This window comes from Kitasatospora sp. NPDC048545 (assembly GCF_040651155.1).
Taxonomy (GTDB): domain Bacteria; phylum Actinomycetota; class Actinomycetes; order Streptomycetales; family Streptomycetaceae; genus Kitasatospora.
Window position 1 is genome coordinate 203,223 of record NZ_JBEZIQ010000006.1, and the last position, 21,548, is coordinate 224,770.

Below are 21,548 nucleotides of genomic sequence, written 5' to 3' on the forward strand. Positions count from 1 at the left end.
TCGACTCCCGAAGTCGACCGGCAATTCCTTTCGCCTTTTCCTGCGGCTTTCCGCGGGAGTTCCCCGCGTGCTCCGCGGCGGTACCGTTCGGGCCACGAAAGGCCGCGGCGGTTCCGCTCGGGCCACGAAAGGCCGCGTCGGACCGGGTCGGGCCGCGTCAGGCCGTGACGGCGTCCTCCGCCCGGATCGGCAGCCGGCCGATCGGCAGGCCGGTCGCGGCACGGACCGCCGCCGCCACGGCCGCCGGGGCGACCACTGCGGGCGCGGCGCCGACCGCCTTGGCGCCGAAGGGGGCGACCACGTCGCGCTCCTCCAGCAGCGCGGCGATCCGCACCTCCGGGGTGTCCAGGGCGGTGGGCAGCCGGTAGCCGGTGAGCGAGGGGTTCTGCAGCACGCCGCCCTCGGTGCGCAGGTCCTCCAGCAGCGCCAGGCCGACGCCCTGCGCCACGCCCGCCTCGATCCGGTCCTCGATCTGGCGAGGGTTCAGTGCCCGGCCCACGTCCTGGGCGACGGTCATCTCGACCACCCGCACGGCGCCCAGCTCGATGTCCACGTCCACCACCGCGCGCATCGCGCAGAACGAGATGGAGACGAAGGCGTCGCCGTGCCCGGCCTCGTCCAGCGGCTCGGTGGGGTGCGGGCGGCACTGCGCGGTGGCCCAGAGCTCCTTGCCCTCCAGCGCCTCGGCGACGGGCATCCCGAGCACCCCGTCGTACGAGGTGATCTTGCCGTCGGCGATCTGCAGCAGCTCCGCCGACATCCCGAAGTTGGCCGCGATCGGCTGCAGCAGCTGGTGGCGGACCATCAGCGCGGCCCGCTCGACGGCGCCGCCGGAGACCCAGGTGTGCCGGCCGCGGGCCGAGGGCCCGGCGATCGACTGGTCGCTGTCGGCCGGCGCGATGTAGACCTCGCTGACGCCCAGCACGGTCTGCACGATCTGCCGGGCCAGCGTGGCGAAGCCCTGACCGGCGTCGACGGCCGCGCAGATCACCGTGGCGTGGTCGCCGCTGACCCGCACGGTCGCGGTGGACACCTCGTCCTCACCCTCGGCGCCCAGCATGTGCACCATGCCGACGGCGTAGCCGATGCCGCGCCGCACCGCCGCCGGGTCACCGGCGCCGCCGGGGCCCCCGGGCAGCAGCCACTCGGCGTCCGGGTCGTCCACCGGCAGGGCCGGCAGCGGCTCGTCCGCGACGGCGTCCAGCAGCGCGCGCACCGGCGCCGGGCAGGTGACGGCCTGTCCGGTGGGCAGCGGGTCGCCGGTGGCCATCGCGTTGCGCCGGCGGATCTCCACCGGGTCCACGCCGACCCGGGCGGCCAGCTGGTCCAGCTGCGACTCGTACGCGAAGCAGGCCTGGAGGGCGCCCTCGCCGCGCATCCGCCCGGCCGGCGGGTTGTTGGTGCGCACCGCCCAGGCGTCCACGAAGACGTTGGGGCAGACGTACGGGCCGGCCGAGAACGCCGTCGCGGCGGCCAGCGCCTCGGCGGAGACGTCCGCGTAGGCGCCGCCGTCCAGCAGGATCTGGGCCTCGACCTTCACCAGCGTGCCCTCGGCGTCGGCGTGGTGCCGGTAGCGCAGGAGCGCGGGGTGGCGCGAGGTGTGGGTGTGGAAGGACTCCTCGCGGGTGAGGGTCATCTTCACCGGCCGACCGGTGCGCAGAGCCAGCAGCGCCAGGGTGACCTGGAAGGAGAGGTCCTCGCGGTCGGTGGTGGCGCCGGGCACGCCGGTGACCACCAGCCGGACCCGGTCGGGTTCCAGGCCGAGGCAGGCGGCGGTGCGGTCGCGGTCGCCGTGCGGGTCGGTGGAGGACAGGTGCAGCTCGACGCCGCCGTCCGGGCGCGGCACGGCCAGGCCGGCCTCGGCACCGAGCGGGGCCGGGTCCTGCCGGCCGACCTGGTAGAGGCCCTCGACGACGATCTCGCCGGCCGCGTCCGGGTCCCCGGTGCGCAGCGGCAGGTGGCGGAAGAGGTTGCCGTCGGGGTGCAGCGGCGGCGCGGTGAAGGCCTGCTCGGGGTCGGTCACGGCCTCCATCGGCTCGTAGTCGACCGCGATCAGCCCGACCGCCAGCCGGGCGGTGTCCGGGTGGTCGGCGGCCACCGCGGCGATCGGTTCGCCGTGGTGGCGCACCACGCCGGCGGCCAGCACCGGGCGGTCGGCGACGACCGGACCGGCCGGGGCGCCGTCGGGGGTGCCGTCCGGGCCGGGCGGCAGGTCCGCGGCGGTGACCACGGCGTGTACGCCGGGCAGCGCGAGCGCGGCGGAGGTGTCGATGCCGCGGATCCGGGCGTGCGGGTGCGGCGAGCGCAGCACCGCGCCCCACAGCAGCCCCTCGGCCCACAGGTCGGCCGCGTACGGGTAGATGCCGAGGGCCTTCGGCAGCGCGTCGCTGCGCAGCGGGGAGCTGCCCAGGCCGAACGGCTCCGGTGCGCCGCCCTCGCCGCCGTCCTGCTGGAGTGCTGCGCCGATGTCGGTAGGCGACGTCATGATGCGTGGTCGTCCTCGGGGAGCCGGATGCCGTGGGCGGGGGTGGCACCGTACGGGACGCCTGCCGGGGCACCGCCCTCGACCGGGGCGCCGTGCGGGTGCGGGGCGACGTACGGGGTGCCGTGCGGCGGCGTGCCGTCGAAGGCGGCGCCGGGCAGCGGGGTGCCGTGTGCGGGGGTCGGCTCGTAGACCGGGGCGTCGTACCCGGTGTCGTAGCCGTTCTGCTGCTGGTGGCCGTCCGGGTAGGGCAGGTAGGTGCCGTGGGCGGGGGTGCCCTGGTACGGCTGCTCGGGGTAGCCCTGCGGCGGGTAGTAGACGTGCTCGTCGGTGGCCTGGGCGGGGATGCCGACCTGGACCGGGGCCAGCACGGTGGTGTCGTACACGCCGGTGTCGTAGCCGCCCGACGGGTCGCCGTAGGGCGCCGGGGCCGGGGCGTGGGTCTGTTCGACGGTCTGCGGGCCGGCGGGGTGCTGCTCGGCGGGGTACTGGCCGTCGGGGTACGGGCCGTCGGGGTACCGGCCGTCGGGGTACCGGCCGTCGGGGTACGGGGCGACCGGCTGGACCGCGGGGTGCGCCTCGGCCGCGTGCGGGCCGACGGCCTGCTGCGGGACGTGCTCGATCCAGGCGTCGGCATCGGTGTAGACCGGCGACTCGACGGCGGCCTCGGGTTCGGCGGACGGCTCGGCCGCGGCCCCCGCGGCCGGGTCGACCGGTGCCCCGGCGGCCGGGTCGGCGGACTGCGCGGCGGTGTCCTCACCGAGCGCGGCCGTCTCCTCCGCCTCCTCGGCCTCCACCGCGCGGGCCTCCGCGACGGTCTGGACGGCGGCCAGCACGCCCTTGTAGCCGGTGCAGCGGCACAGGTTGCCGCAGAGCGCCTGCCGGGCCTCGACCTCGGTGGGCCGGTGGTTGCGCTGGAGCAGGTCGTGCACCGCCATCGCCATGCCGGGGGTGCAGTAGCCGCACTGCACGGCGCCGGAGGCGGCCAGTGCCTGCTGGACGTCGCTCGCGCCGCCGCCGGCCGACAGGCCCTCGACGGTGTTGATCTCGCTGTCGGCGGCCAGTGCGGCGGGCACCAGGCAGCCGGCCACCAGCTGGCCGTCCACCTGTACCGAGCAGGCCCCGCACTCCCCCTGCTCGCAGCCGTCCTTGGCGCCGGCCAGGCCGAGCCGCTCGCGCAGCACGTAGAGCAGGCTCTCGCCGATCCAGGCGTCGGTGACGGGCCGTTCGAAACCGTTGACCCGCAGCGTGTACGAGGCGCACGGGCGCAGCTCGCGGCTGACCTGCGGGGAGAGACCGAGCGGGTCGGCGTCGAGGGTCTCGATGGGGTCTGTGGTCACTTCAGCGCCCTTCCCAGTGCCCGTCGGGCCAGCACCGCTACGGTACGCCGCAACCGAACGGCCGCGGCGGTCGGCCCCTCGGTCACGGCCTCCCAGGAGCCTTCGGCGCCGTAGTTGTCGGGGACGCAGGCGGTGGCCACGTACTCGCCGAAGGCGGCGTTCGCGGCCGGGTCGATCTCCCGGCTGCCGTCCCAGTCGATGCAGCCGGCCACCCAGGCCTCGGCCTCCAGCGGCCGCAGCGGCACCGGGGCGACGGCGCCGACGGCGCAGCGCACCGAGCGCCGGGCCGGGTCGAGGACGAGGGCGACGGAGGCGGTGGCGCGGGCCGGGCCGCTGCGGCCGGTGGCCTTGAGGAAGACCTGCGGGGCGTGCAGCAGGGGGACCCGCACCCAGGTGAGCAGTTCGCCGGGGCGCACCGGGTCGAGGCCGGTGAGCAGGTGACTGACCGGCACCTCGCGGGTGGCCCCGGCCCGGGCGAGGGTGACGGTGGCCTCCAGCGCGGCGAGCACCGGGAGGGTGTCGCCGGCCGGGGCGGCGGTGACGATGTTGCCGCCGAGGGTGCCGACGTTGCGGACCTGCGGCGGGCCGGCGGTGCGGGCGGCGTCGGCGAGCGCGGGGATGAGCGCGGCGAAGTCGGGGCGGTCCATCCGGGCGTGGGTGAGTCCGGCCCCGAGCACCGCGGTGCCGCCGTCCTCGTAGCGCCAGCCGCGCAGTTCGGTGATCCGGCCGAGGCCGACCAGGGCGGCGGGGCGCAGCCGTCCGGCGTTGACGGCTTCCATCAGGTCGGTGGCTCCGGCCACCGGTACCGCGGCCGGGGCGGCGGCCAGCGCGTCGACGGCCTCGTCGAGCGAGGCCGGCAGCATGATCGTCCGGTTCACCTGGGTCCCACCGTGCTCCACTTGCTCATCGATCGCCTGCCGCCCGCGGCCTTGGGCCGTAGTGTCCGCGTCAGCAGCCCGGCCTGGCCCGTAGGGTACGGGCGATCGGGCCGGGTTGGGCAACTCTGGCACACAATGCTCGATGATCATTTCGGGGCCGGTGAACGGGACTGCCCGATTGGGACGGATACCGGGCGGTATCTGCCCCGACCCGAGTCGGGCCAGGGCAGATGTTCATCTGTTCTTGACGTCCGATGACCACTCAGAAGTTCCCGGCGGGTAGCACCGGACCGCCGTCGCGCCGCGGACGGGCGTTCGACGACGAGCCCCACCGCACCGCCCGCGGCCCCTACCGGACCGGCGGCGGGCCCCACCGCACGTCCCTACCGAACCGGCGGCGGGCCCTCGATCGGCCGGCCGGCCACCCCGGGCCGGCGCTGCCAGGGCAGCGGCCCGTCGGCCGGGCGGTACTCGACGCCCAGCGCGTCCAGCGCCCGCAGGTGCGTCGACAGCCGCTGCTCGAAACCGGCGAAGTCGCGCGCGGCCGGCTCGGCGGGCAGCTCGGACCAGGCGACCTCGGCGAAGGCGACCAGCCGGGGGAAGGCCCGGTAGTCGATGTCCCGGGCGCTGTCCATGAACTCGCTCCACAGGTTGGCCTGGGTGCCGATCACGCGCCGCGCCGCGACCTCGTCCAGCTGCTCCGGCACCGGCTCGAAGCGGTAGACGTCCTCCAGCGTGCGCACGAACCCGACCGGGATCGGCTCGTCCGGCCCGTCGGCCTGCCGGTGGTCGAAGTAGACGTGCTGCTCGGGGCACATCACCACGTCGTGCCCGGCCTTCGCGGCGGCGATCCCGCCGCCGAAGCCGCGCCAGGAGGAGACGGCGGCGCCCGGGGCGAGCCCGCCCTCCAGGATCTCGTCCCAGCCGATCAGCCGGCGGCCGCGCTCGGCCAGCCAACGGTCGAAGTGCCGGATGACGTGGCTCTGCAGCTCGTCCTCGTTGGCCAGGCCCAGCTCGCGTATCCGGGCCTGGGCGGCGGCGCTGTCCTTCCACTGCTCCTTGGGGCACTCGTCGCCGCCGAGGTGGACGAACTCGGACGGGAAGAGCTCCAGGACCTCCTCCAGCACCCCCTCGAAGAAACGCAGGGTCTCCTCGGAGGCGTTGAGCACGTGGTGGCTCACCCCCCAGTCCGTCCAGACGCCGAGCGCGGCGGTGTCCACCACGTCGGTGTTGCCCAGCTCGGGGTAGGCGGCGACGGCAGCCTGGGCGTGGCCGGGCAGGTCGATCTCGGGGACGACGGTCACCCCGCGCGCGGCCGCGTACGCGACGATCTCGCGCAGGTCGTCCTGGGTGTAGTAGCCGCCGTGCGGGCGGTCGTCCCGGCGCTGACCGGAGCGGTAGCCGACCATCGAGCGCTCCCGCCAGGCGCCGTGCGCGGTCAGCCTCGGGTAGCGCTTGATCTCCACCCGCCAGCCCTGGTCGTCGGTCAGGTGCAGGTGCAGCACGTTGAGCTTGTGCGCGGCCAGCAGGTCGACGAAGCGCAGCACGTCCGCCTTGGGCAGGAAGTGCCGGGCCACGTCGAGCAGCGCGCCGCGCCAGCCGAACCGGGGGGCGTCCTCGATGTCGGCGCCGGGCAGCACCCAGCCCTCGCGGCGCAGCGGCGAGCGCCGGTAGGCGTCCGGCCCGAGCAGCTGCCGCAGGGTCTGCGCCGCCCACAGCGCACCGGCCGGACCGCCCGCGGCGAGCAGGGCGTGGCCGGGGCGCACCGTGATCCGGTACGCCTCGGCGGCCAGCGCGTCGTCCAGGACCAGTTCGACGCCCGTGCCCGGCCGGCCCGGGCCCAACGGCAGCCCGGTGGCGGCGGACAGCGTCGCGCGCAGCCAGCGCTCGGCGTCGGCCAGCGCGGGCGGTGCGGTCAGCGTGGTGGCGGCGCCGAGCGGGAAGTCCTCGTCCGGGCGGCGGACGGCACGCGAAGGTGCGGGAATGAGGTCCATTCCGACATCCTGCCCACGCCCGGAACGAATGGCATAGACCACTGCACGATCGCGGTGCCATGCAAAACGACGACGCGCGGGGTCACCGGGAGCGGGACGGCGGCCTACTTCTTGTCGCCGTCGCCGTCCTGCGGCTTGCCGATGCCGTCGTAGATCTCCTTGCACATCGGGCAGACCGGGTACTTCTTCGGGTCGCGTCCGGGCACCCACACCTTGCCGCAGAGCGCCACCACGGGGGACCCGGAGAGCGCGCTCTCCATGATCTTGTCCTTCTGGACGTAGTGCGCGAAGCGCTCGTGGTCGCCGTCCCCGTGGGACACCTGCGGGACGGGCTCGACCAGGGTGCCGGTGCCGAGGCCGCGCTCGGGCTCAAGAGTGCTCATGAGTGCCAAGTCTATGGGCGCCCCGGGAAACCGGGCCAGTGTCGCGCGGCGGGCCCCCGGCTCAGTTCATCGTCGGGTCGTCCGGGTAGGTCGCCAGCAGGGCCAGCGGACCGCGCTGGCGGCGCAGCACCGAACGCCACAGCCGCTCCGGTTCGGGGCTGGAGACGTCCCCGGGCTCGCAGTCCACCAGGTACCAGGCGCCGCTCTCCAGCTCGGTCTCCAGCTGCCCCGGCGACCAGCCCGCGTACCCGGCGAAGATCCGCAGGCTGCCCAGTTCGCCGGCCAGCACCTCGGGCGGCGCCTCCAGGTCCACCAGCCCGATCGCGCCGTGCACCCGCCGCCAGCCCAGCGGCTCGCCGGTGCCGGGGTCCCCCGGTGCCACCGCGAGGCCGAGCGCAGAGTCCAGCGCCACCGGCCCGCCCTGGAACACCACGGCCGGCTGTCCGACGAGTCGGCCCCAGCCGTCCAGCACGCTGCCCACCTCGACCGGCGTCGGCCGGTTGAGGACCACACCGAGCGCCCCCTCGGCGTCGTGGTCGAGGAGGAGCACCACCGCCCGCGCGAAGTTCGGGTCGGTGAGCAGGGGCGTCGCGACGAGCAGACGGCCGGTGTGGGACCGGCCTCCGTGCGAATGGGCCGCCGTCATGCCTCACATGATCCCGCAGAACGGCCCCTGCGGGACACCGCAACGCGCGAAACCGCCACGTCGGACGAACACCCGTACGGCCCCATCGGCGGGCGTCCGCGGCCCCAGAGAGAGCACCATCACGGGAGAGGCTCACGGGAACCGCCGGAGCGCCCACTACCATCTACGTCTGGTGGACGCCCTTATACGTGCCGACTCGGTTTCGCCGGGGGCCCGAACGCGCCCGTACGACCGGTCCACCGCCGGCTCTCTCCCGGAGCCTTCCCCAACTCCTCTGGCACCCCGGATTGCGAGAACGATGACCGACGACGTCCTGCTGGTCCACGGCGGAAACCCACTCGAAGGCGAGATCCGCGTCCGCGGTGCGAAGAACCTGGTCCCCAAGGCCATGGTCGCCGCCCTCCTCGGCCAGGGCCCCAGCAGACTGCGCAACGTCCCGGACATCCGCGACGTCAAGGTGGTTCGCGGCCTGCTGCAGCTGCACGGCGTGACCGTGCGCAGCGGTGACGAGGAGGGCGAGCTGATCCTCGACCCCTCGCACGTCGAGAGCGCCAATGTGGCCGACATCGACGCGCACGCGGGCTCCTCGCGGATCCCGATCCTGTTCTGCGGCCCGCTGCTGCACCGCCTCGGCCACGCCTTCATCCCGGGCCTCGGCGGCTGCGACATCGGCGGCCGTCCCGTCGACTTCCACTTCGAGGTGCTCCGCCAGTTCGGCGCGACCATCGAGAAGCACCCGCAGGGCACCTACCTGGTCGCCGCGCAGCGCCTGCGCGGCACCAAGATCGAGCTGCCCTACCCCTCGGTCGGCGCGACCGAGCAGGTGCTGCTGACCGCCGTCCTCGCGGAGGGCGTCACCGAGCTGCGCAACGCGGCCATCGAGCCGGAGATCGTCGACCTGATCTGCGTCCTGCAGAAGATGGGCGCGATCATCACCCTGGGCACCGACCGCACCATCCTGATCACCGGTGTGGACGAGCTGAACGGCTACAACCACCGCGCGCTGCCGGACCGCCTGGAGTCCGCCTCCTGGGCCTGCGCCGCGCTGGCGACCAAGGGCGACATCTACGTCCGCGGCGCGCGCCAGCTGGAGATGATGACCTTCCTCAACACCTTCCGGAAGGTCGGCGGCGCCTTCGAGGTGGACGACGAGGGCATCCGCTTCTGGCACCCGGGCGGCGAGCTCAAGGCGATCGCCCTGGAGACCGACGTGCACCCGGGCTTCCAGACGGACTGGCAGCAGCCGCTGGTCGTCGCGCTGACCCAGGCCACCGGCCTGTCCATCGTCCACGAGACGGTGTACGAGTCGCGGCTCGGCTTCACCGGCGCGCTGAACCAGATGGGTGCGCACATCCAGCTGTACCGCGAGTGCCTGGGCGGCACCCCGTGCCGCTTCGGCGCCCGCAACTTCCTGCACTCCGCGGTCGTCTCCGGCCCGTCCAAGCTGATGGGCTCCGAGCTGGTCATCCCGGACCTGCGCGGCGGCTTCTCGTACCTGATCGCGGCGCTGGCGGCCGAGGGCACCTCGACCGTGCACGGCATCGACCTGATCAACCGCGGCTACGAGAACTTCATGGACAAGCTGCGCGACCTGGGCGCCCACGTCGAGCTCCCCAGCGAGCAGCTGGTCGACGCCTGATCACCGGCCCGGCGTACGGCGAGAGGCCGGGCTCCCCACGCGGGGAGCCCGGCCTCTCGGGCGTTCAAGGGGTGGCTCAGGCAGCGCCCTTGGCGGCTTCCTTCAGCTTGGAGCCGGCGCTCACCTTGGCGCTGTAGCCCGCGGCGATCTGGATCGGCTCGCCGGTCTGCGGGTTGCGGGCGGTGCGGGCCGCGCGGTGGGTGCGCTCGAAGGTCAGGAAACCGGGGATGGTGACCTTCTCGTCGCCCTTGGCGACGACCTCGCCGACGATCTCGGCGAAGGCGGCCAGAACGGCGTCGGCGTCCTTGCGGGTCACCTCGGCGCGCTCGGACAGCGCGGCCACCAGCTCACTGCGGTTCATGTGTACTCCTGTGGTCTGTTCGCTTGCGGTGTGCGGGGGCCCATCGGTGCTCCCACCGGGGGGCACCCGGATGGGCCGCAGGTCCGCACACTGTGCTCATGCAGGCAATGCGTGGTCGCGGGCCGGGTCCGTACCCGGTGCCGCGCGCCGGAGCCCTTCGAAGGCCCGCCCGCCTGCCTGGATACGAATCCTGCCCCGACCGGCCCCGAGAAAGCCAATCGGGCCTCGGCCGGGCCACCCGAACATCGCCCGCCCGTTGGAGGTGTGACGCTCCGTCGGCTCCGGCGGACCGGGCGCGGACGGCGGTCGGGACGACTCGCCGGAAGACCAGGGGGACGTTCCGTACTTGTCGGACACGCCTGCCCCGTGCAGGGCTACCGTACGCCCTAGGACTGACAAGCCCAAACACGCCCCTCGCCCTTGTGTCGCAAGGGTTCGGGGCGGGCGGGGCGGGTATGACCGCTATTCGCACATTTGAGCGACCGGTGAAGCCTCCGCCGGTCCCTCCGTCAGAGCTTGACGGTGGGGAAGGCGGAGGTGTCCAGGGTGCCGACGATGCCCGGGGTCGGACGGGCCTGCACGGGGGCGTCCTGACTGTCGGCCAGGGCCGCCTCGCGCACGGCGGAGGCGACGGTCTTGGCGACGTCCTTGTGGAACACGCTCGGGATGATGTAGTTCGCGTTCAGCTCGTCGTCGGCGACGGTGGTGGCCAGCGCCCGCGCGGCCGCAATCATCATCTCGGTGTTGACCGTGCGGCTCTGGGCGTCCAGCAGGCCGCGGAAGACGCCCGGGAAGACCAGCACGTTGTTGATCTGGTTCGGGAAGTCGCTGCGGCCGGTGGCGACCACGGCGGCGGTCTGCCGGGCGATGGCCGGGTCGACCTCCGGGTCCGGGTTGGCCAGCGCAAAGACGATCGCGTCCTCGGCCATGGTCGCCAGGTCGTCGCCGTCCAGGACGTTCGGGGCCGAGACGCCGATGAAGACGTCGGCGTCCGCCACGGCCTCCTTGAGGCTGCCGGTACGGCCCGAGCGATTGGTGTGCTCGGCGATCCAGCGCAGGCTCTCGTTGAGGTCCTCACGGCCCTGGTGGACCACCCCGCGCACGTCCGCCACGGTGGCGTGCTCGACGCCGGCCGCCATCAGCAGCTTGAGGATCGCGGTGCCGGCGGCGCCGGCGCCCGACATCACCACGCGGATCTCGGAGATCTCCTTGCCCACCACCTTGAGCGCGTTGGTGAGGGCGGCCAGCACCACGATCGCGGTGCCGTGCTGGTCGTCGTGGAAGACCGGGATGTCCAGGGCCGCGCGCAGCCGGGCCTCGATCTCGAAGCAGCGCGGCGCGGAGATGTCCTCCAGGTTGATCCCCGCGAAGCCCGGGGCGATCGCCTTGACGATGGCGACGATCTCGTCGGTGTCCTGGGTGTCCAGGCAGATCGGCCAGGCGTCGATCCCGGCGAAGCGCTTGAACAGGGCCGCCTTGCCCTCCATGACGGGCAGCGCGGCCTCCGGGCCGATGTTGCCCAGGCCCAGCACCGCCGAGCCGTCGGTGACCACGGCGACGCTGTTGCGCTTGATGGTGAGGCGGCGGGCGTCCTCGGGGTTCTCGGCGATCGCCATGCAGACCCGGGCGACACCCGGGGTGTAGATCATGCTGAGGTCGTCGCGGTTGCGGATCGGCAGCTTGGACGACATCTCGATCTTGCCGCCGAGGTGCATCAGGAAGGTGCGGTCCGAGACCTTGCCGATCGACACGCCGTCGATCGCGCGCAGCTTCTCGACGATCTCCTCGCCGTGCGCGACCGAGGAGGCCGCCACCGTGACGTCGATGCGCAGTGCCTCCAGGCCGGAGGCGGTGACGTCGAGACCGGTCACCGACCCGCCGGAGGACTCCACGGCCGTGGTGATCGCACTGACGGCGTTGCCCCGGGCCGGGACCTCCAGCCGTACCGTGATCGAGTTGGAGACACTGGGCACCGTCGCCATCGACGCTTCCTTCTTCCGTCTGTCCCGCAGGCTCAACATTTTGTTGAAGGCATCGCCTGCGCATGCTAGACCTCGATCGTCGCACCTTCCAAGGGGTAGCCAGAAATAACGTTCATTGAGTGTGCGGATCCGACAATCCGGTCGGCGCCCCCCGGACTCCTGACGCCCACTCCTTGCCTCTCCGGGCCGATGCGTTACATTGGACGGGACACCGGCTCGATCCAAGCCCCCGGGCCCAACCTTCGTCCCTTCGAGGGACCACTTGCCGCGAGGCGAGCATGGCGGGTCGGTGTCGTAAACGTCTGAAGGCCCCTCACCACCTGGTGAGGGGCCTTCTTCCGTACGGCCCTACGGCCCGTCAGCCGTGCAGCAGAGCGGGCACGCCGGCCGCGTCCGGCAGGTCGTCCGGACCGGACAGCACGGTCAGCCGCTGCGTCGCACGGGTCAGCGCGACGTAGAGCACCCGCAGCCCGGCCTCCGACTCGCCGGCAATGCCGGTCGGGTCGGCGACCACGGTCGCGTCGTACTCCAGGCCCTTGGCCTCCAGGCTGCCCAGCGCCACCACGCGCTCGCCCAGGCTCTCCGCCCACCCGGCCGCCTCGGCCCGGCGGTCCATCGGCACCACGATCGCCACGGTGCCGTCCACCTCGGCCAGCAGCCGCTCCAGCTCGGCCCTGGCGGCCTTGCCGAAGGCCTCCGGCGACGGGTCGGAGACGGCCGCGAAGCGCGGCTCCACGCCCACGTGGCGGACCGCGCTCGGCGAGGGCGTGCCCGGTGCGGCCAGTGCCAGCACCCTGGCCGCGACCTCGGCGATCTCGGCCGGGTTGCGGTAGTTCACGGTCAGCGTGAACCGGCGGCGCGGCTTGCCGGCCAGCACCTCGTCCAGCGCGGCCTGGGCCTCCTGCGGGAACGGCCAGGAGGACTGCGCCGGGTCGCCGACGATCGTCCAGGTGGCCATCCGGGACCGGCGGCCGATCATCCGCCACTGCATCGGGGTGAGGTCCTGCGCCTCGTCCACGATGACGTGGGCGTACTCCTTGCGCTCCACCGGCTGGCGCTCGCGCTGGCGGGTGTTGCGGTCGGCGAAGGTGGTGACCTCCTCCAGGCCGGTCAGCAGGTCCATCGCGTCCACCTCGCGGACCTTCGGACGGGCCGGCTCGCCGAGCAGCACCTGGAGCTCGTCCACCAGGGCGACGTCGTGCGCGGACAGCGCCCCCTCGCCCTCCGCGGACAGGTGGCGCCAGGAGGCGGCCAGCAGCCTCGCCTCGTCCGGGGTGACGGCGCGGCGGGCGATCCGGTTGGTGTGGCGGTGCTGCCTGAGCGTGCCGAGCACCCGGCGCGGGGTCAGGGCCGGCCACCAGGCGTCCAGGAAGTCCAGGAACGGCGCCTCGTCCGAGACGTACTCGTCGAAGCTCTCCTTCTCCTCCTGGCGCTGCTCCCTGGCGTAGTGGTCGGTGGGCTTCGGCAGGTGCTTGACGACCTCCTGCCACAGGGCGTCCAGCAGCAGCCGGCGGGCGCGCGGGCGCAGCAGGTTCAGCGGCGTGCCGCCGGAGCCCACCACGTTGCCGCGCACGGCCCTCAGACGCCCCGCGTCCAGCTTGAGCACCTCGCCCCGGGCGACCACCTTCAGCTCCTGCGGCGCGCCCAGCTCAAGCGCGGCGCGGGCGGCCCGGCGCAGCAGCTGGGTCATCCGGGCCGAGCCCTTGACCCGGGCGGCCTCGGGGCTGTCGTAGCCGCCCGCCTCGATGCCGTCCACCAGCGAGCCGATCGCCCGAATGGCGACCTGGCCCTCCTCGCCGAGCGCGGGCAGCACGCCCTCGGTGTACGAGACCAGCAGCGCGGTCGGGGAGACGACCAGGATGCCCCCGGCGTAGCGGCGGCGGTCCTGGTAGAGCAGGTACGCGGCGCGGTGCAGGGCGACGGCGGTCTTGCCGGTGCCGGGGCCACCGGTGACCAGGGTGGCGCCCGCGGCAGGGGCGCGGATCACCTCGTCCTGCTCCTTCTGGATCGAGGAGACGATGTCGCGCATCGAGTGGCTGCGGGCACGCCCCAGCGACGCCATCAGCGCGCCGTCGCCGACCACGGCCAGCTCCCGGCCGGCCAGGGTCGGGGTGAGGTCGGGGCGCAGCAGGTCGTCCTCGACGCCGATCACCTTGCGCCCCTTGGAACGGATCACCCGGCGGCGGATGACCCGGCCGGGCTCGACCGGGGTGGCGCGGTAGAACGGGGCCGCGGCGGGCGCGCGCCAGTCGATCACCAGCGGGCCGTACTCGGCGTCCAGCACCCCCAGGCGGCCGATGTGGAGGGTCTCGGCGACGGCCGGGTCGGCCGGGTCGAGCGGGGTGTTCGACGGGATGCCGTGCTCCTCCGGGGCGTCCGCCCGCTGGAGGTCGATACGGCCGAAGAGGAAGTCCTCGAACTCGTTGTTGAGGCGTTGGAGGTGCGCGCCGGCCCGGTAGACCTGGGCGTCGCGCTCGGCGAGCGCGCCGGGGGTGCCGACCTGGACCCGCTTGGCGGCGTCCTCCAGGATGTACTCGGCCTCGGCGAGCTTCTCCTCCAACCGGTGGTAGACGGTGTCGAGGTGCTGCTGCTCACCGGCGATCTCACGTTCGCGGACGGTCTCGTGATCGGCGGCGGGGGTGGTGTCCGTGTTGCTCTGCATGGCCTCGGTGGTTGCGGCGGAATCCGGCTCCGGAAAACGAGCGGACGGATGATCCTACGCCGCGCCCCCCCGGCCGCGCTGCTCCGAAGCGTACAAAATCCGAAGGCCGTCCTCCGCGGAGCGGTGGACGGCCTTCGGTGTGAACATGGGGTGGTGGAGATGCCGGGAATCGAACCCGGGTCCAGTGGAGTTAATTCAGGGCTTCTCCGAGCGCAGTCCGCTGTGATTTTCTCGGCCCTGGCAGTCACACGGACAAGCCGCCAACAGGCCCAGCTGCTGTTTGATTTCCCATCCGCCCTCGCAGCCCGGGCGGACGGTTGAGTTCCCTAGATTATGCCAGGGTCCGGGTCGGGAACCCCCCGGTCTGACACCCAAGCGCTATCGGTGCTTATTAGGCAGCGAGAGCGAACTGCTGGGAATCGCGCTTAGAGTTGGCGATTATTTTTTTGCGACACGTGGTTAACGAGATCATTGCCGCGTTCCTCGGCTCGCTTCCCCTGTTTCAACATCCCCTGTCGAAACCGATCATCCCCATGTTTTTTTGAGAAACAGCTCGGACGATGACCGTCCGTGTTGCTTGCGCCATAGTACGCGAGGCGACGGGCGAGGGTCCAGCGGATTAACCCTGGCGGCGTCGGGCCGCCGCCACGGCGCGGGCCGTCTCGCGGGTGTCCTGCTTCTCGCGGAGCGTCTGGCGCTTGTCGTAGAGCTTCTTGCCGACCGCGAGCGCCAGTTCCAGCTTGACCCGGCCGTCCTTGAAGTACAGCGAGAGCGGGACCAGGGTGTGGCCCGCGTCGCGGACCTTGGTCTCGATCTTGCTGATCTCCAGCCTGTGCAGCAGCAGCTTGCGCTTGCGGCGCGCCGCGTGATTGGTCCACGTCCCCTGGGCGTACTCGGGGATGAAGACGTTGTCGATCCACGCCTCGTGGTTCTGGATGTAGGCGTAGCCGTCGACCAGGTTGGCCCGCCCCTCGCGCAGTGACTTGACCTCGGTGCCGGTGAGTACGAGGCCGCACTCGTAGGTGTCGAGGATCGTGTACTCGTGTCGCGCCTTCTTGTTCTGCGCGATCAGCTTGTGTCCCGTTTCCTTTGCCATAGCGCCGTCATTCTCGCACTTCGGAGCCCGGTCGGGCAGCTGTTTTGGGCGCGGGTGCCGACGTCCGGGCGCGGGTGCCCAGCCCGGCGAGGACGCGCAGGGCCAGCGCGTCGGCGTCCTCGCCGGTGGTCGCCGGGACGTCGGGGGCGAGGCCGGTGCCGTCCGGGGACCGTCCGGCGGGGGTGAAGTAGCGGCCGACGGTCATCTCCAGCACCGCGCCGTCGGCGAGCCGGCTGGGCTGCTGGACGGTGCCCTTGCCGAAGGTCCGCGCGCCCACCACCACGGCGCGACTGCGGTCCTGCAGGGCGCCGGCGAGCAGTTCGGCGGCGCTCATCGTGCCGCCGTCGACCAGGACCACCAGCGGGGTGCGCTGGTCCCCGCCGGGCGGGGCGGTCAACTCCCTGGTCCCGCCGCGCTCCTGGTACGAGCCGACCGGGCCGCCGTCCAGGAAGATCCCGGCGGTGTCGGCCGCCTCGTCGACCAACCCGCCGGAGTTGCCGCGCAGATCGAGCACGACGCCGCCGTGCGGGGCGCGCAGCGCGGTGCGGACCAGGTCGGCCACCCCGCTGGTGAAGGCCCGCACGGTGATCCTCAGGACGCCCTGGTCCAGGTGCTCGACGGCGACCTGCTGGCTGTCCAGCAGCGCGCGGTGCAGCTGCAGTTCGCGCACCTGGCCCTCGCCGCGGCGGACCTCCAGGGTGACTTCGGAGCCGGCCCGGCTCTCGTCGCCCCGGCCGCGCAGCCGCGCCACCACCTCGGTGACCGGCAGGTGGTCGGCCTGGTCCGGGCCGACCCGCAGCAGTCGGTCGCCGGCGGCGATCCCGGCGGCGGCGGCCGGGCCGCCGGGCGCGACCCGGGAGACCTCCGTCACGCCGTCCTCGCCGCGGCCGACCGAGAGGCCGACGCCCAGGTACCGGCCGTCCAGGCCCTGACTGAACTCCGCGTACTCCTGCGCGCTGTAGTACGCGCCCCAGCGGTCCCCGGTGGCCCCGAGCAGGTGCTCGGCCTGCTGCTCGGACAGGGCGGTGCCGGCCGGGTCCGCCGGGAGCCCGGTGCCCGCGGGCCGGGCGGCGTCGACGGAGGGGTGCGGCGGCAGGTCGCCCGGGCCGCCCCAGGCCCCGGTGGCCGCTCCGGCGAGCAGGACGGCACCGAACACCAGGCTGAGGGCGGCCGCCTGACGTGCCCTGCGCGGAGTTTGCAGCATGGCATCGGAGTGTAGACACCGTGCCTCGCGGGACGGGCCGGAACGGCGGAGTGCGGAACGGCGGCGGCCCCGGACGGCGCAGTGCCGTCCGGGGCCGCCGAGGCGTCCGGGGATCAGACCTTCAGGTACTTGCGCAGCGTGAAGAACGCCGCCACACCGGCCATCCCCATGCCCACCACGACCAGCAGCGGTATCACCGCGAGCACCGATCCGAGGCCGATGAAGTGGATGAACTGCACCCGGTCGGCCAGCCAGCCCTGCACGAAGAAGTGGCCGCCGATCAGCAGGCCGGAGGCCATCACCGCGCCGAGCAGCGCGGCGAACGCGGCCTCGGCGATGAAGGGCATCTGGACGTAGAAGTTCGAGGCACCGACCAGGCGCATGATGCCGGTCTCACGCCGCCTGCTGTACGCCGACACCCGGACGGTGTTGACGATCAGCAGCAGGGCGACGAAGAGCATCAGCACCATGATCACGAACGCCGCCGTCTGCAGACCGTTCAGCAGGCCGAACAGGTTCTGCAGGATCTTCCGCTGGTCCTCGACCGACTTCACGCCGGGCTTGCCGGCGAAGGCGCTCTGGATCACGTCGTACTTGGTCGGGTCGTTGAGCTTGACCCGCCAGGACTGCGGCAGGGCGTCCGGGCCGAGGACGGGGATGAGCGGGTTGTCCGGGTTCATCTCCTTCCAGTGCTTGTACGCGTCGGCGGAGCTCTCGTACGTGGAGGACTGGACCACCGAGGTCATCTTGTCCAGCTGGGCCTTGATGTCCTGGACCTGCTGGTCGGTGGCCGCGCCCTTGTCGCACTGGGGCGAGTCGCGGGCGTCCGCCTTGGTGCAGAAGTAGATGCTCACCTCGACCTTGTCGTACCAGTACCCCTTCATGTTGTTCACCTGGTCGCGGACCAGGAGCGAGGAACCGGCGAGGGCGAGGGAGAGCGCGACGCTGACGACGACCGCGATGGTCATCGTCAGGTTGCGTCGGAGACCCACACCGATCTCCGACAGGACGAACTGGGCACGCATGCGGGAAACAACTCCAGGGTCGGTACTGCTCTGGTCTGGCGGTACGGGCCGGCGGCCCTACGGGTCAGCGCTGGGGGATCAGTGCTGGTACCCGTAGACGCCGCGAGCCTGGTCGCGGACGAGCAGCCCCTTGTCGAGCTCGATGACGCGCTTGCGCATCTGGTCGACGATCGCCTGGTCGTGGGTGGCCATCAGCACCGTGGTGCCGGTGCGGTTGATGCGGTCGAGCAGCTTCATGATGCCGACCGAGTTCTGCGGGTCGAGGTTGCCGGTGGGCTCGTCCGCGATGAGCAGCATCGGACGGTTCACGAAGGCGCGGGCGATCGCCACCCGCTGCTGCTCACCACCGGACAGCTCGCCCGGCATGCGGTCCTCCTTGCCGCCGAGGCCGACCAGCTCCAGCACCTCGGGCACCACCTTGTTGATGGCGCTCTTGGGCTTGCCGATCACCTCGAGGGCGAAGGCGACGTTCTGCGCGACCGTCTTGTTGGGGAGCAGGCGGAAGTCCTGGAAGACGGTGCCCAGCTGGCGGCGCATGTGCGGCACCTTCCAGTTGGACAGCTTGCCGAGGTCCTTGCCGAGCACGTGTACGGCGCCCGTGCTGGGACGCTCCTCGCGCAGGCACAGGCGAAGGAACGTGGACTTGCCCGAGCCGGACGAGCCGACCAGGAAGACGAACTCGCCCTTCTCGATCTCCAGCGAGACGTTGTCCAGGGCGGGACGGTTCTGCTTGGGATAGGTCTTGGAGACGTTGTCGAATCTGATCACGGCTGCATCACGGAGGCCATCCTAGGCGGCGCCAATCCTCGGTCGATCCGCCCCGGGGGCCCGGTCCGGGGGCGGGCGAAGGGAGCGCGGAGGGCCGCTCCCGGTCTGGGACCATACGCGAATCGGCAACCGGCCCGCAGGGGCAGCCCGTGACAGCCCTCCGAATCTGGGGGAGAATGACTGCTTATGCCCGGAATATTGCGAGGCATCTCACAGCCCGGGAGCCGGAACCGCCGGAACCTGGCAGAGTGGGAGGTGGCGACCGCGTCCGGCCGCTCCCCCGTACAGGGCAAGAACGGGAACCAAAGCCCCGTCCGGTGCGTTGGCTGTAGCAGCGAGGAGGAGATCGCATGACCTGCGACCATCTGGTGTGCGCCAACTGCAACGGCCGTGTCAGCGACGGGCGTTGCCCGGTGTGCCGCGCCAACCGGGCCCGACTGCAGGACCAGCAGGGGCCGTTCGCCGCATTCTCCCCCGCGATGCTGCTGGCCCTGCTGGCCGGACTGCTCGCGGTGGCGCTGATCGCCCGGCAGGCGCTGGCCTGAGGCCCTTCCGTTCCACCCCCTCGTGATCCTCCGATCCACCCCGGTCCACGACGAAGGGCCCCGACCGCAGCGGTCGGGGCCCTTCGCTCTGTCGTCGCGCCGTTACTCGGCGCTGGTCTCGCGCTGCTTGCGCCAGCGGATGCCGGCCTCGATGAAGCCGTCGATGTCGCCGTCCAGCACGGCCTGCGGGTTGCCGGCCTCGTACGCGGTGCGGACGTCCTTGACCATCTGGTACGGGTGCAGGACGTAGGAGCGCATCTGGTTGCCCCAGGAGCTGCCGCTGTCCTTGAGCGCGTCCATCGCCGCCTTCTCCTCCTGGCGGCGCCGCTCCAGCAGCTTGGCCTGGAGGACGTTCATCGCGGACGCCTTGTTCTGGATCTGCGAGCGCTCGTTCTGGCAGGAGACCACGATGCCGGTCGGGAGGTGCGTGATGCGCACCGCCGAGTCGGTGGTGTTGACGCCCTGGCCGCCGGGGCCGGAGGCGCGGTACACGTCCACGCGCAGCTCGCCCTCGTCGATGTCGACGTGGTCGGACTGCTCGACGACCGGGAGGACCTCGACGCCGGCGAAGGAGGTCTGCCGGCGGCCCTGGTTGTCGAACGGCGAGATGCGGACCAGCCGGTGGGTGCCCTGCTCGACCGAGAGGGTGCCGTAGGCGTACGGCGCCTTCACGGTGAAGGTCGCGGACTTGATGCCGGCCTCTTCGGCGTACGAGGTGTCGTACACCTCGGTCGGGTACCCGTGCCGCTCGGCCCAGCGCAGGTACATGCGCATCAGCTGCTCGGCGAAGTCGGCGGCGTCCACGCCACCGGCCTCGGCACGGATGTTGATCAGCGCCTCGCGGGCGTCGTACTCGCCGGACAGGAGGGTGCGGACCTCCAGCTCCTCGACCGCCTTCTGGAGGGCGACGAGCTCGACCTCGGCCTCGGCGCGGGTGTCCGCGTCGTTCTCGGCCTCGGCCAGCTCGAACAGCACACCCAGGTCGTCGATGCGGCTGCGCAGGCCCCCGACCCGGCGCAGTTCGCCCTGGAGGAAGGAGAGCCGGCTGGTCACCTTCTGCGCGTTCGCGACGTCGTCCCACAGGGTGGGGGCGGCTGCCTCCTCCTCCAGGACCGCGATGTCGGCCCGGATCTTGTCCAGGTCGAGGACGGCCTCGATCGACCCCATGGTCGTATCGAGGTTCTTGAGCTCTTCGGAAGGATCGACGGCTGCCACGCCCCCAGGGTAATGGTTCCGGGGGTGGTCATGACGACACCCCCGCTCCCCCTGCCCTAAGGCGCCCGCGGGGCGGTGCCGTGCACGGCCGGGCGGGCCGGGTGGCCGCGGTCCGGCGCGGTGGCCGCGAAGGCCGTCCAGGCCGCGGCGGCACCGGCCAGCAGCAGGACGGTGGCCAGCAGGACGGCCAGCAGCCGGCGGCGGCGCAGCAGGGCCTGGCGGTCCCGGCGGTGGCCCGGCGCGGTGCGCTGGGCGCGGGACTCGGCGGCGTACGCGGCCAGCTCCTCGGCGGAGGGCCGGCGCAGGCTGGTGTGGGTGTCCCGGGTGGAGTCCGGGGCGGCGCCGGGCACCAGCGGGACGGCCGGCCCGCGGCGGCGCTTGTGGACGCCAGGGCCGGCGTCGACCTCGGCGTAGACGGCCTCGCCGGGGGTCAGCTGCTCCTCGGCCGGGGCGCGGCCCTGGGCGGGCACCACGAGCACCGGCAGGCCGGCCAGCGACGGCAGCTGCTCGCGCAGCCGGGCGGCCAGCTCGGCGGCGCGCAGCCGGGAGGCGGGGGCCTTGGCCAGGCACTCGGAGATGATCCGCCACAGCCCGTCCGGCAGGCCGGGGATCGGCGGCACCTGCTCGGTGACGTGCCGGCGCAGCACCGCGCCGGTGTGGCCGCCGCCGAACGGGGTGAAGCCGGCCAGCAGCTCGTACAGGACGGTGGCGAGGGCGTAGATGTCGACGGCCGCGCGCGGCTCCAGGCCCTCGATGATCTCGGGGGCCAGGTAGTCGGGGGTGCCGATGATCCGGGTGGCCCGGGTGCGGCGCGGGGCGTCGACCAGGCGGGCCACGCCGAAGTCGGTGAGCTTGGCGCGCGGGGCGCCGCCGGGGCCGGGGGCGGCGGCGAGGTCGAGCAGGACGTTCTCCGGCTTGACGTCGCGGTGGACGATCCCGGCCGCGTGCGCGGCGGCGAGGCCGTCGGCGACGTCGGCGATGATCGAGGCGGCGGTCTGCGGCGGCAGCGCGCCGTCCCGCTCCAGCCGGGAGCGCAGGTCGCTGCCCTGGACCAGTTCCATCACCAGGGCGAGGTCGCTGCCGTCCACGACCATGTCGCGCACGCCGACCACCCGGGGGTGGTCGAGGCTGGTCAGCGCGGTGCGCTCCTGGACGAAGCGGCCGACCAGCACCTGGTCGGAGGCGAGGTCCTCGCGCAGCAGCTTGACCGCGACCGGGCCGTCGGGCCCCTCACCGAGCCAGACCGTTCCGGCCGAACCCCGGCCGATGACCTGGTGGACGGTGTACCGGCTGCCGATCTTGCGTGCCAATGCTGCTCCGTGGGCGGC

General features: G+C 72.8%; 16 protein-coding genes, 1 other RNA gene and 1 pseudogene. 2 read left to right on the top strand and 16 right to left on the bottom strand.

Annotation, left to right across the window (positions count from 1 at the left end):
- Positions 1–157: 157 nt before the first annotated feature.
- The 6 genes and pseudogenes from AB0D10_RS09010 to AB0D10_RS09035 all read right to left on the bottom strand — a co-directional run bounded on the left by AB0D10_RS09010 (position 158) and on the right by AB0D10_RS09035 (position 7,723).
- A complete protein-coding gene (locus AB0D10_RS09010) occupies positions 158–2,485 on the bottom strand; it encodes a xanthine dehydrogenase family protein molybdopterin-binding subunit (RefSeq protein WP_360253459.1) in 2,328 nt (775 codons plus the stop codon).
- Positions 2,486–3,255: 770 nt separating this feature from the next.
- Positions 3,256–3,741, bottom strand: a pseudogene (locus AB0D10_RS09015) ((2Fe-2S)-binding protein); the annotation flags it as partial.
- Positions 3,742–3,818: 77 nt separating this feature from the next.
- A complete protein-coding gene (locus AB0D10_RS09020) occupies positions 3,819–4,685 on the bottom strand; it encodes an FAD binding domain-containing protein (RefSeq protein WP_360253551.1) in 867 nt (288 codons plus the stop codon).
- Positions 4,686–5,083: 398 nt separating this feature from the next.
- A complete protein-coding gene (locus tag AB0D10_RS09025) occupies positions 5,084–6,694 on the bottom strand; it encodes a beta-N-acetylhexosaminidase (protein ID WP_360253461.1) in 1,611 nt (536 codons plus the stop codon).
- Between the two features lie 104 nt (positions 6,695–6,798).
- Positions 6,799–7,077 carry a DUF3039 domain-containing protein gene (locus tag AB0D10_RS09030; protein ID WP_360253463.1) on the bottom strand — a complete coding sequence of 93 codons (279 nt, stop codon included), beginning with the start codon at positions 7,075–7,077 and terminating at the stop codon, positions 6,799–6,801.
- 61 nt (positions 7,078–7,138) lie between these two features.
- Complete coding sequence (locus AB0D10_RS09035; protein WP_360253465.1) at positions 7,139–7,723, bottom strand: YqgE/AlgH family protein; 585 nt, start codon at positions 7,721–7,723, stop codon at positions 7,139–7,141.
- A gap of 298 nt (positions 7,724–8,021) precedes the next feature.
- Here AB0D10_RS09035 and murA point away from each other — a divergent pair, with 298 nt between their 5' ends.
- Positions 8,022–9,362 (top strand): UDP-N-acetylglucosamine 1-carboxyvinyltransferase, encoded by a 1,341-nt coding sequence (gene murA, locus AB0D10_RS09040; protein WP_360253467.1) that lies wholly within the window; start codon positions 8,022–8,024, stop codon positions 9,360–9,362.
- Between the two features lie 76 nt (positions 9,363–9,438).
- Here murA and AB0D10_RS09045 read toward each other — a convergent pair whose 3' ends face one another.
- The 8 genes from AB0D10_RS09045 to ftsE form a co-directional block, all read right to left on the bottom strand.
- A complete protein-coding gene (locus tag AB0D10_RS09045; protein ID WP_030242980.1) occupies positions 9,439–9,723 on the bottom strand; it encodes an HU family DNA-binding protein in 285 nt (94 codons plus the stop codon).
- Between the two features lie 509 nt (positions 9,724–10,232).
- The gene (locus AB0D10_RS09050; protein WP_360253469.1) at positions 10,233–11,705 is read right to left on the bottom strand and encodes an NAD-dependent malic enzyme; all 1,473 of its coding nucleotides are present in this window, start codon (positions 11,703–11,705) and stop codon (positions 10,233–10,235) included.
- A 358-nt stretch (positions 11,706–12,063) separates the two neighbouring features.
- Positions 12,064–14,367, bottom strand: a complete 2,304-nt coding sequence (locus AB0D10_RS09055) for a UvrD-helicase domain-containing protein (protein ID WP_360253471.1) — start codon at positions 14,365–14,367, stop codon at positions 12,064–12,066.
- A gap of 151 nt (positions 14,368–14,518) precedes the next feature.
- Positions 14,519–14,900, bottom strand: a transfer-messenger RNA (tmRNA) gene (gene ssrA / locus AB0D10_RS09060).
- 86 nt (positions 14,901–14,986) lie between these two features.
- The gene (smpB, locus tag AB0D10_RS09065) at positions 14,987–15,463 is read right to left on the bottom strand and encodes an SsrA-binding protein SmpB (protein ID WP_360253473.1); all 477 of its coding nucleotides are present in this window, start codon (positions 15,461–15,463) and stop codon (positions 14,987–14,989) included.
- Between the two features lie 7 nt (positions 15,464–15,470).
- Positions 15,471–16,667 (bottom strand): S41 family peptidase, encoded by a 1,197-nt coding sequence (locus tag AB0D10_RS09070; protein WP_360253475.1) that lies wholly within the window; start codon positions 16,665–16,667, stop codon positions 15,471–15,473.
- A gap of 113 nt (positions 16,668–16,780) precedes the next feature.
- The gene (gene ftsX / locus AB0D10_RS09075) at positions 16,781–17,692 is read right to left on the bottom strand and encodes a permease-like cell division protein FtsX (protein ID WP_360253477.1); all 912 of its coding nucleotides are present in this window, start codon (positions 17,690–17,692) and stop codon (positions 16,781–16,783) included.
- A 78-nt stretch (positions 17,693–17,770) separates the two neighbouring features.
- On the bottom strand, positions 17,771–18,460 hold the full coding sequence (gene ftsE, locus AB0D10_RS09080; protein WP_030059730.1) for a cell division ATP-binding protein FtsE: 690 nt from the start codon (positions 18,458–18,460) through the stop codon (positions 17,771–17,773).
- A 350-nt stretch (positions 18,461–18,810) separates the two neighbouring features.
- On the opposite strand from ftsE, the gene AB0D10_RS09085 reads away from it, so the two are divergent.
- The gene (locus tag AB0D10_RS09085; protein WP_360253479.1) at positions 18,811–19,005 is read left to right on the top strand and encodes a hypothetical protein; all 195 of its coding nucleotides are present in this window, start codon (positions 18,811–18,813) and stop codon (positions 19,003–19,005) included.
- 102 nt (positions 19,006–19,107) lie between these two features.
- Here the strand turns inward: AB0D10_RS09085 and prfB are convergent, their stop codons facing one another.
- The gene (gene prfB, locus AB0D10_RS09090) at positions 19,108–20,220 is read right to left on the bottom strand and encodes a peptide chain release factor 2 (RefSeq protein WP_360253481.1); all 1,113 of its coding nucleotides are present in this window, start codon (positions 20,218–20,220) and stop codon (positions 19,108–19,110) included.
- A gap of 56 nt (positions 20,221–20,276) precedes the next feature.
- Positions 20,277–21,530, bottom strand: a complete 1,254-nt coding sequence (locus tag AB0D10_RS09095) for a serine/threonine-protein kinase (RefSeq protein ID WP_360253483.1) — start codon at positions 21,528–21,530, stop codon at positions 20,277–20,279.
- Positions 21,531–21,548: the final 18 nt, after the last annotated feature.

Excerpts from the sequence above, each read along its gene's own strand:
- AB0D10_RS09010 (WP_360253459.1), bottom strand. The coding sequence starts at position 2,485 with ATGACGTCGCCTACCGACATCGGCGCAGCACTCCAGCAGGACGGCGGC.
- AB0D10_RS09020 (WP_360253551.1), bottom strand. The coding sequence starts at position 4,685 with ATGCTGCCGGCCTCGCTCGACGAGGCCGTCGACGCGCTGGCCGCCGCC.
- AB0D10_RS09025 (WP_360253461.1), bottom strand. The coding sequence starts at position 6,694 with ATGGACCTCATTCCCGCACCTTCGCGTGCCGTCCGCCGCCCGGACGAG.
- AB0D10_RS09030 (WP_360253463.1), bottom strand. The coding sequence starts at position 7,077 with ATGAGCACTCTTGAGCCCGAGCGCGGCCTCGGCACCGGCACCCTGGTC.
- AB0D10_RS09035 (WP_360253465.1), bottom strand. The coding sequence starts at position 7,723 with ATGACGGCGGCCCATTCGCACGGAGGCCGGTCCCACACCGGCCGTCTG.
- murA (WP_360253467.1), top strand. The coding sequence starts at position 8,022 with ATGACCGACGACGTCCTGCTGGTCCACGGCGGAAACCCACTCGAAGGC.
- AB0D10_RS09045 (WP_030242980.1), bottom strand. The coding sequence starts at position 9,723 with ATGAACCGCAGTGAGCTGGTGGCCGCGCTGTCCGAGCGCGCCGAGGTG.
- AB0D10_RS09050 (WP_360253469.1), bottom strand. The coding sequence starts at position 11,705 with ATGGCGACGGTGCCCAGTGTCTCCAACTCGATCACGGTACGGCTGGAG.
- AB0D10_RS09055 (WP_360253471.1), bottom strand. The coding sequence starts at position 14,367 with ATGCAGAGCAACACGGACACCACCCCCGCCGCCGATCACGAGACCGTC.
- smpB (WP_360253473.1), bottom strand. The coding sequence starts at position 15,463 with ATGGCAAAGGAAACGGGACACAAGCTGATCGCGCAGAACAAGAAGGCG.
- AB0D10_RS09070 (WP_360253475.1), bottom strand. The coding sequence starts at position 16,667 with ATGCTGCAAACTCCGCGCAGGGCACGTCAGGCGGCCGCCCTCAGCCTG.
- ftsX (WP_360253477.1), bottom strand. The coding sequence starts at position 17,692 with ATGCGTGCCCAGTTCGTCCTGTCGGAGATCGGTGTGGGTCTCCGACGC.
- AB0D10_RS09085 (WP_360253479.1), top strand. The coding sequence starts at position 18,811 with ATGACCTGCGACCATCTGGTGTGCGCCAACTGCAACGGCCGTGTCAGC.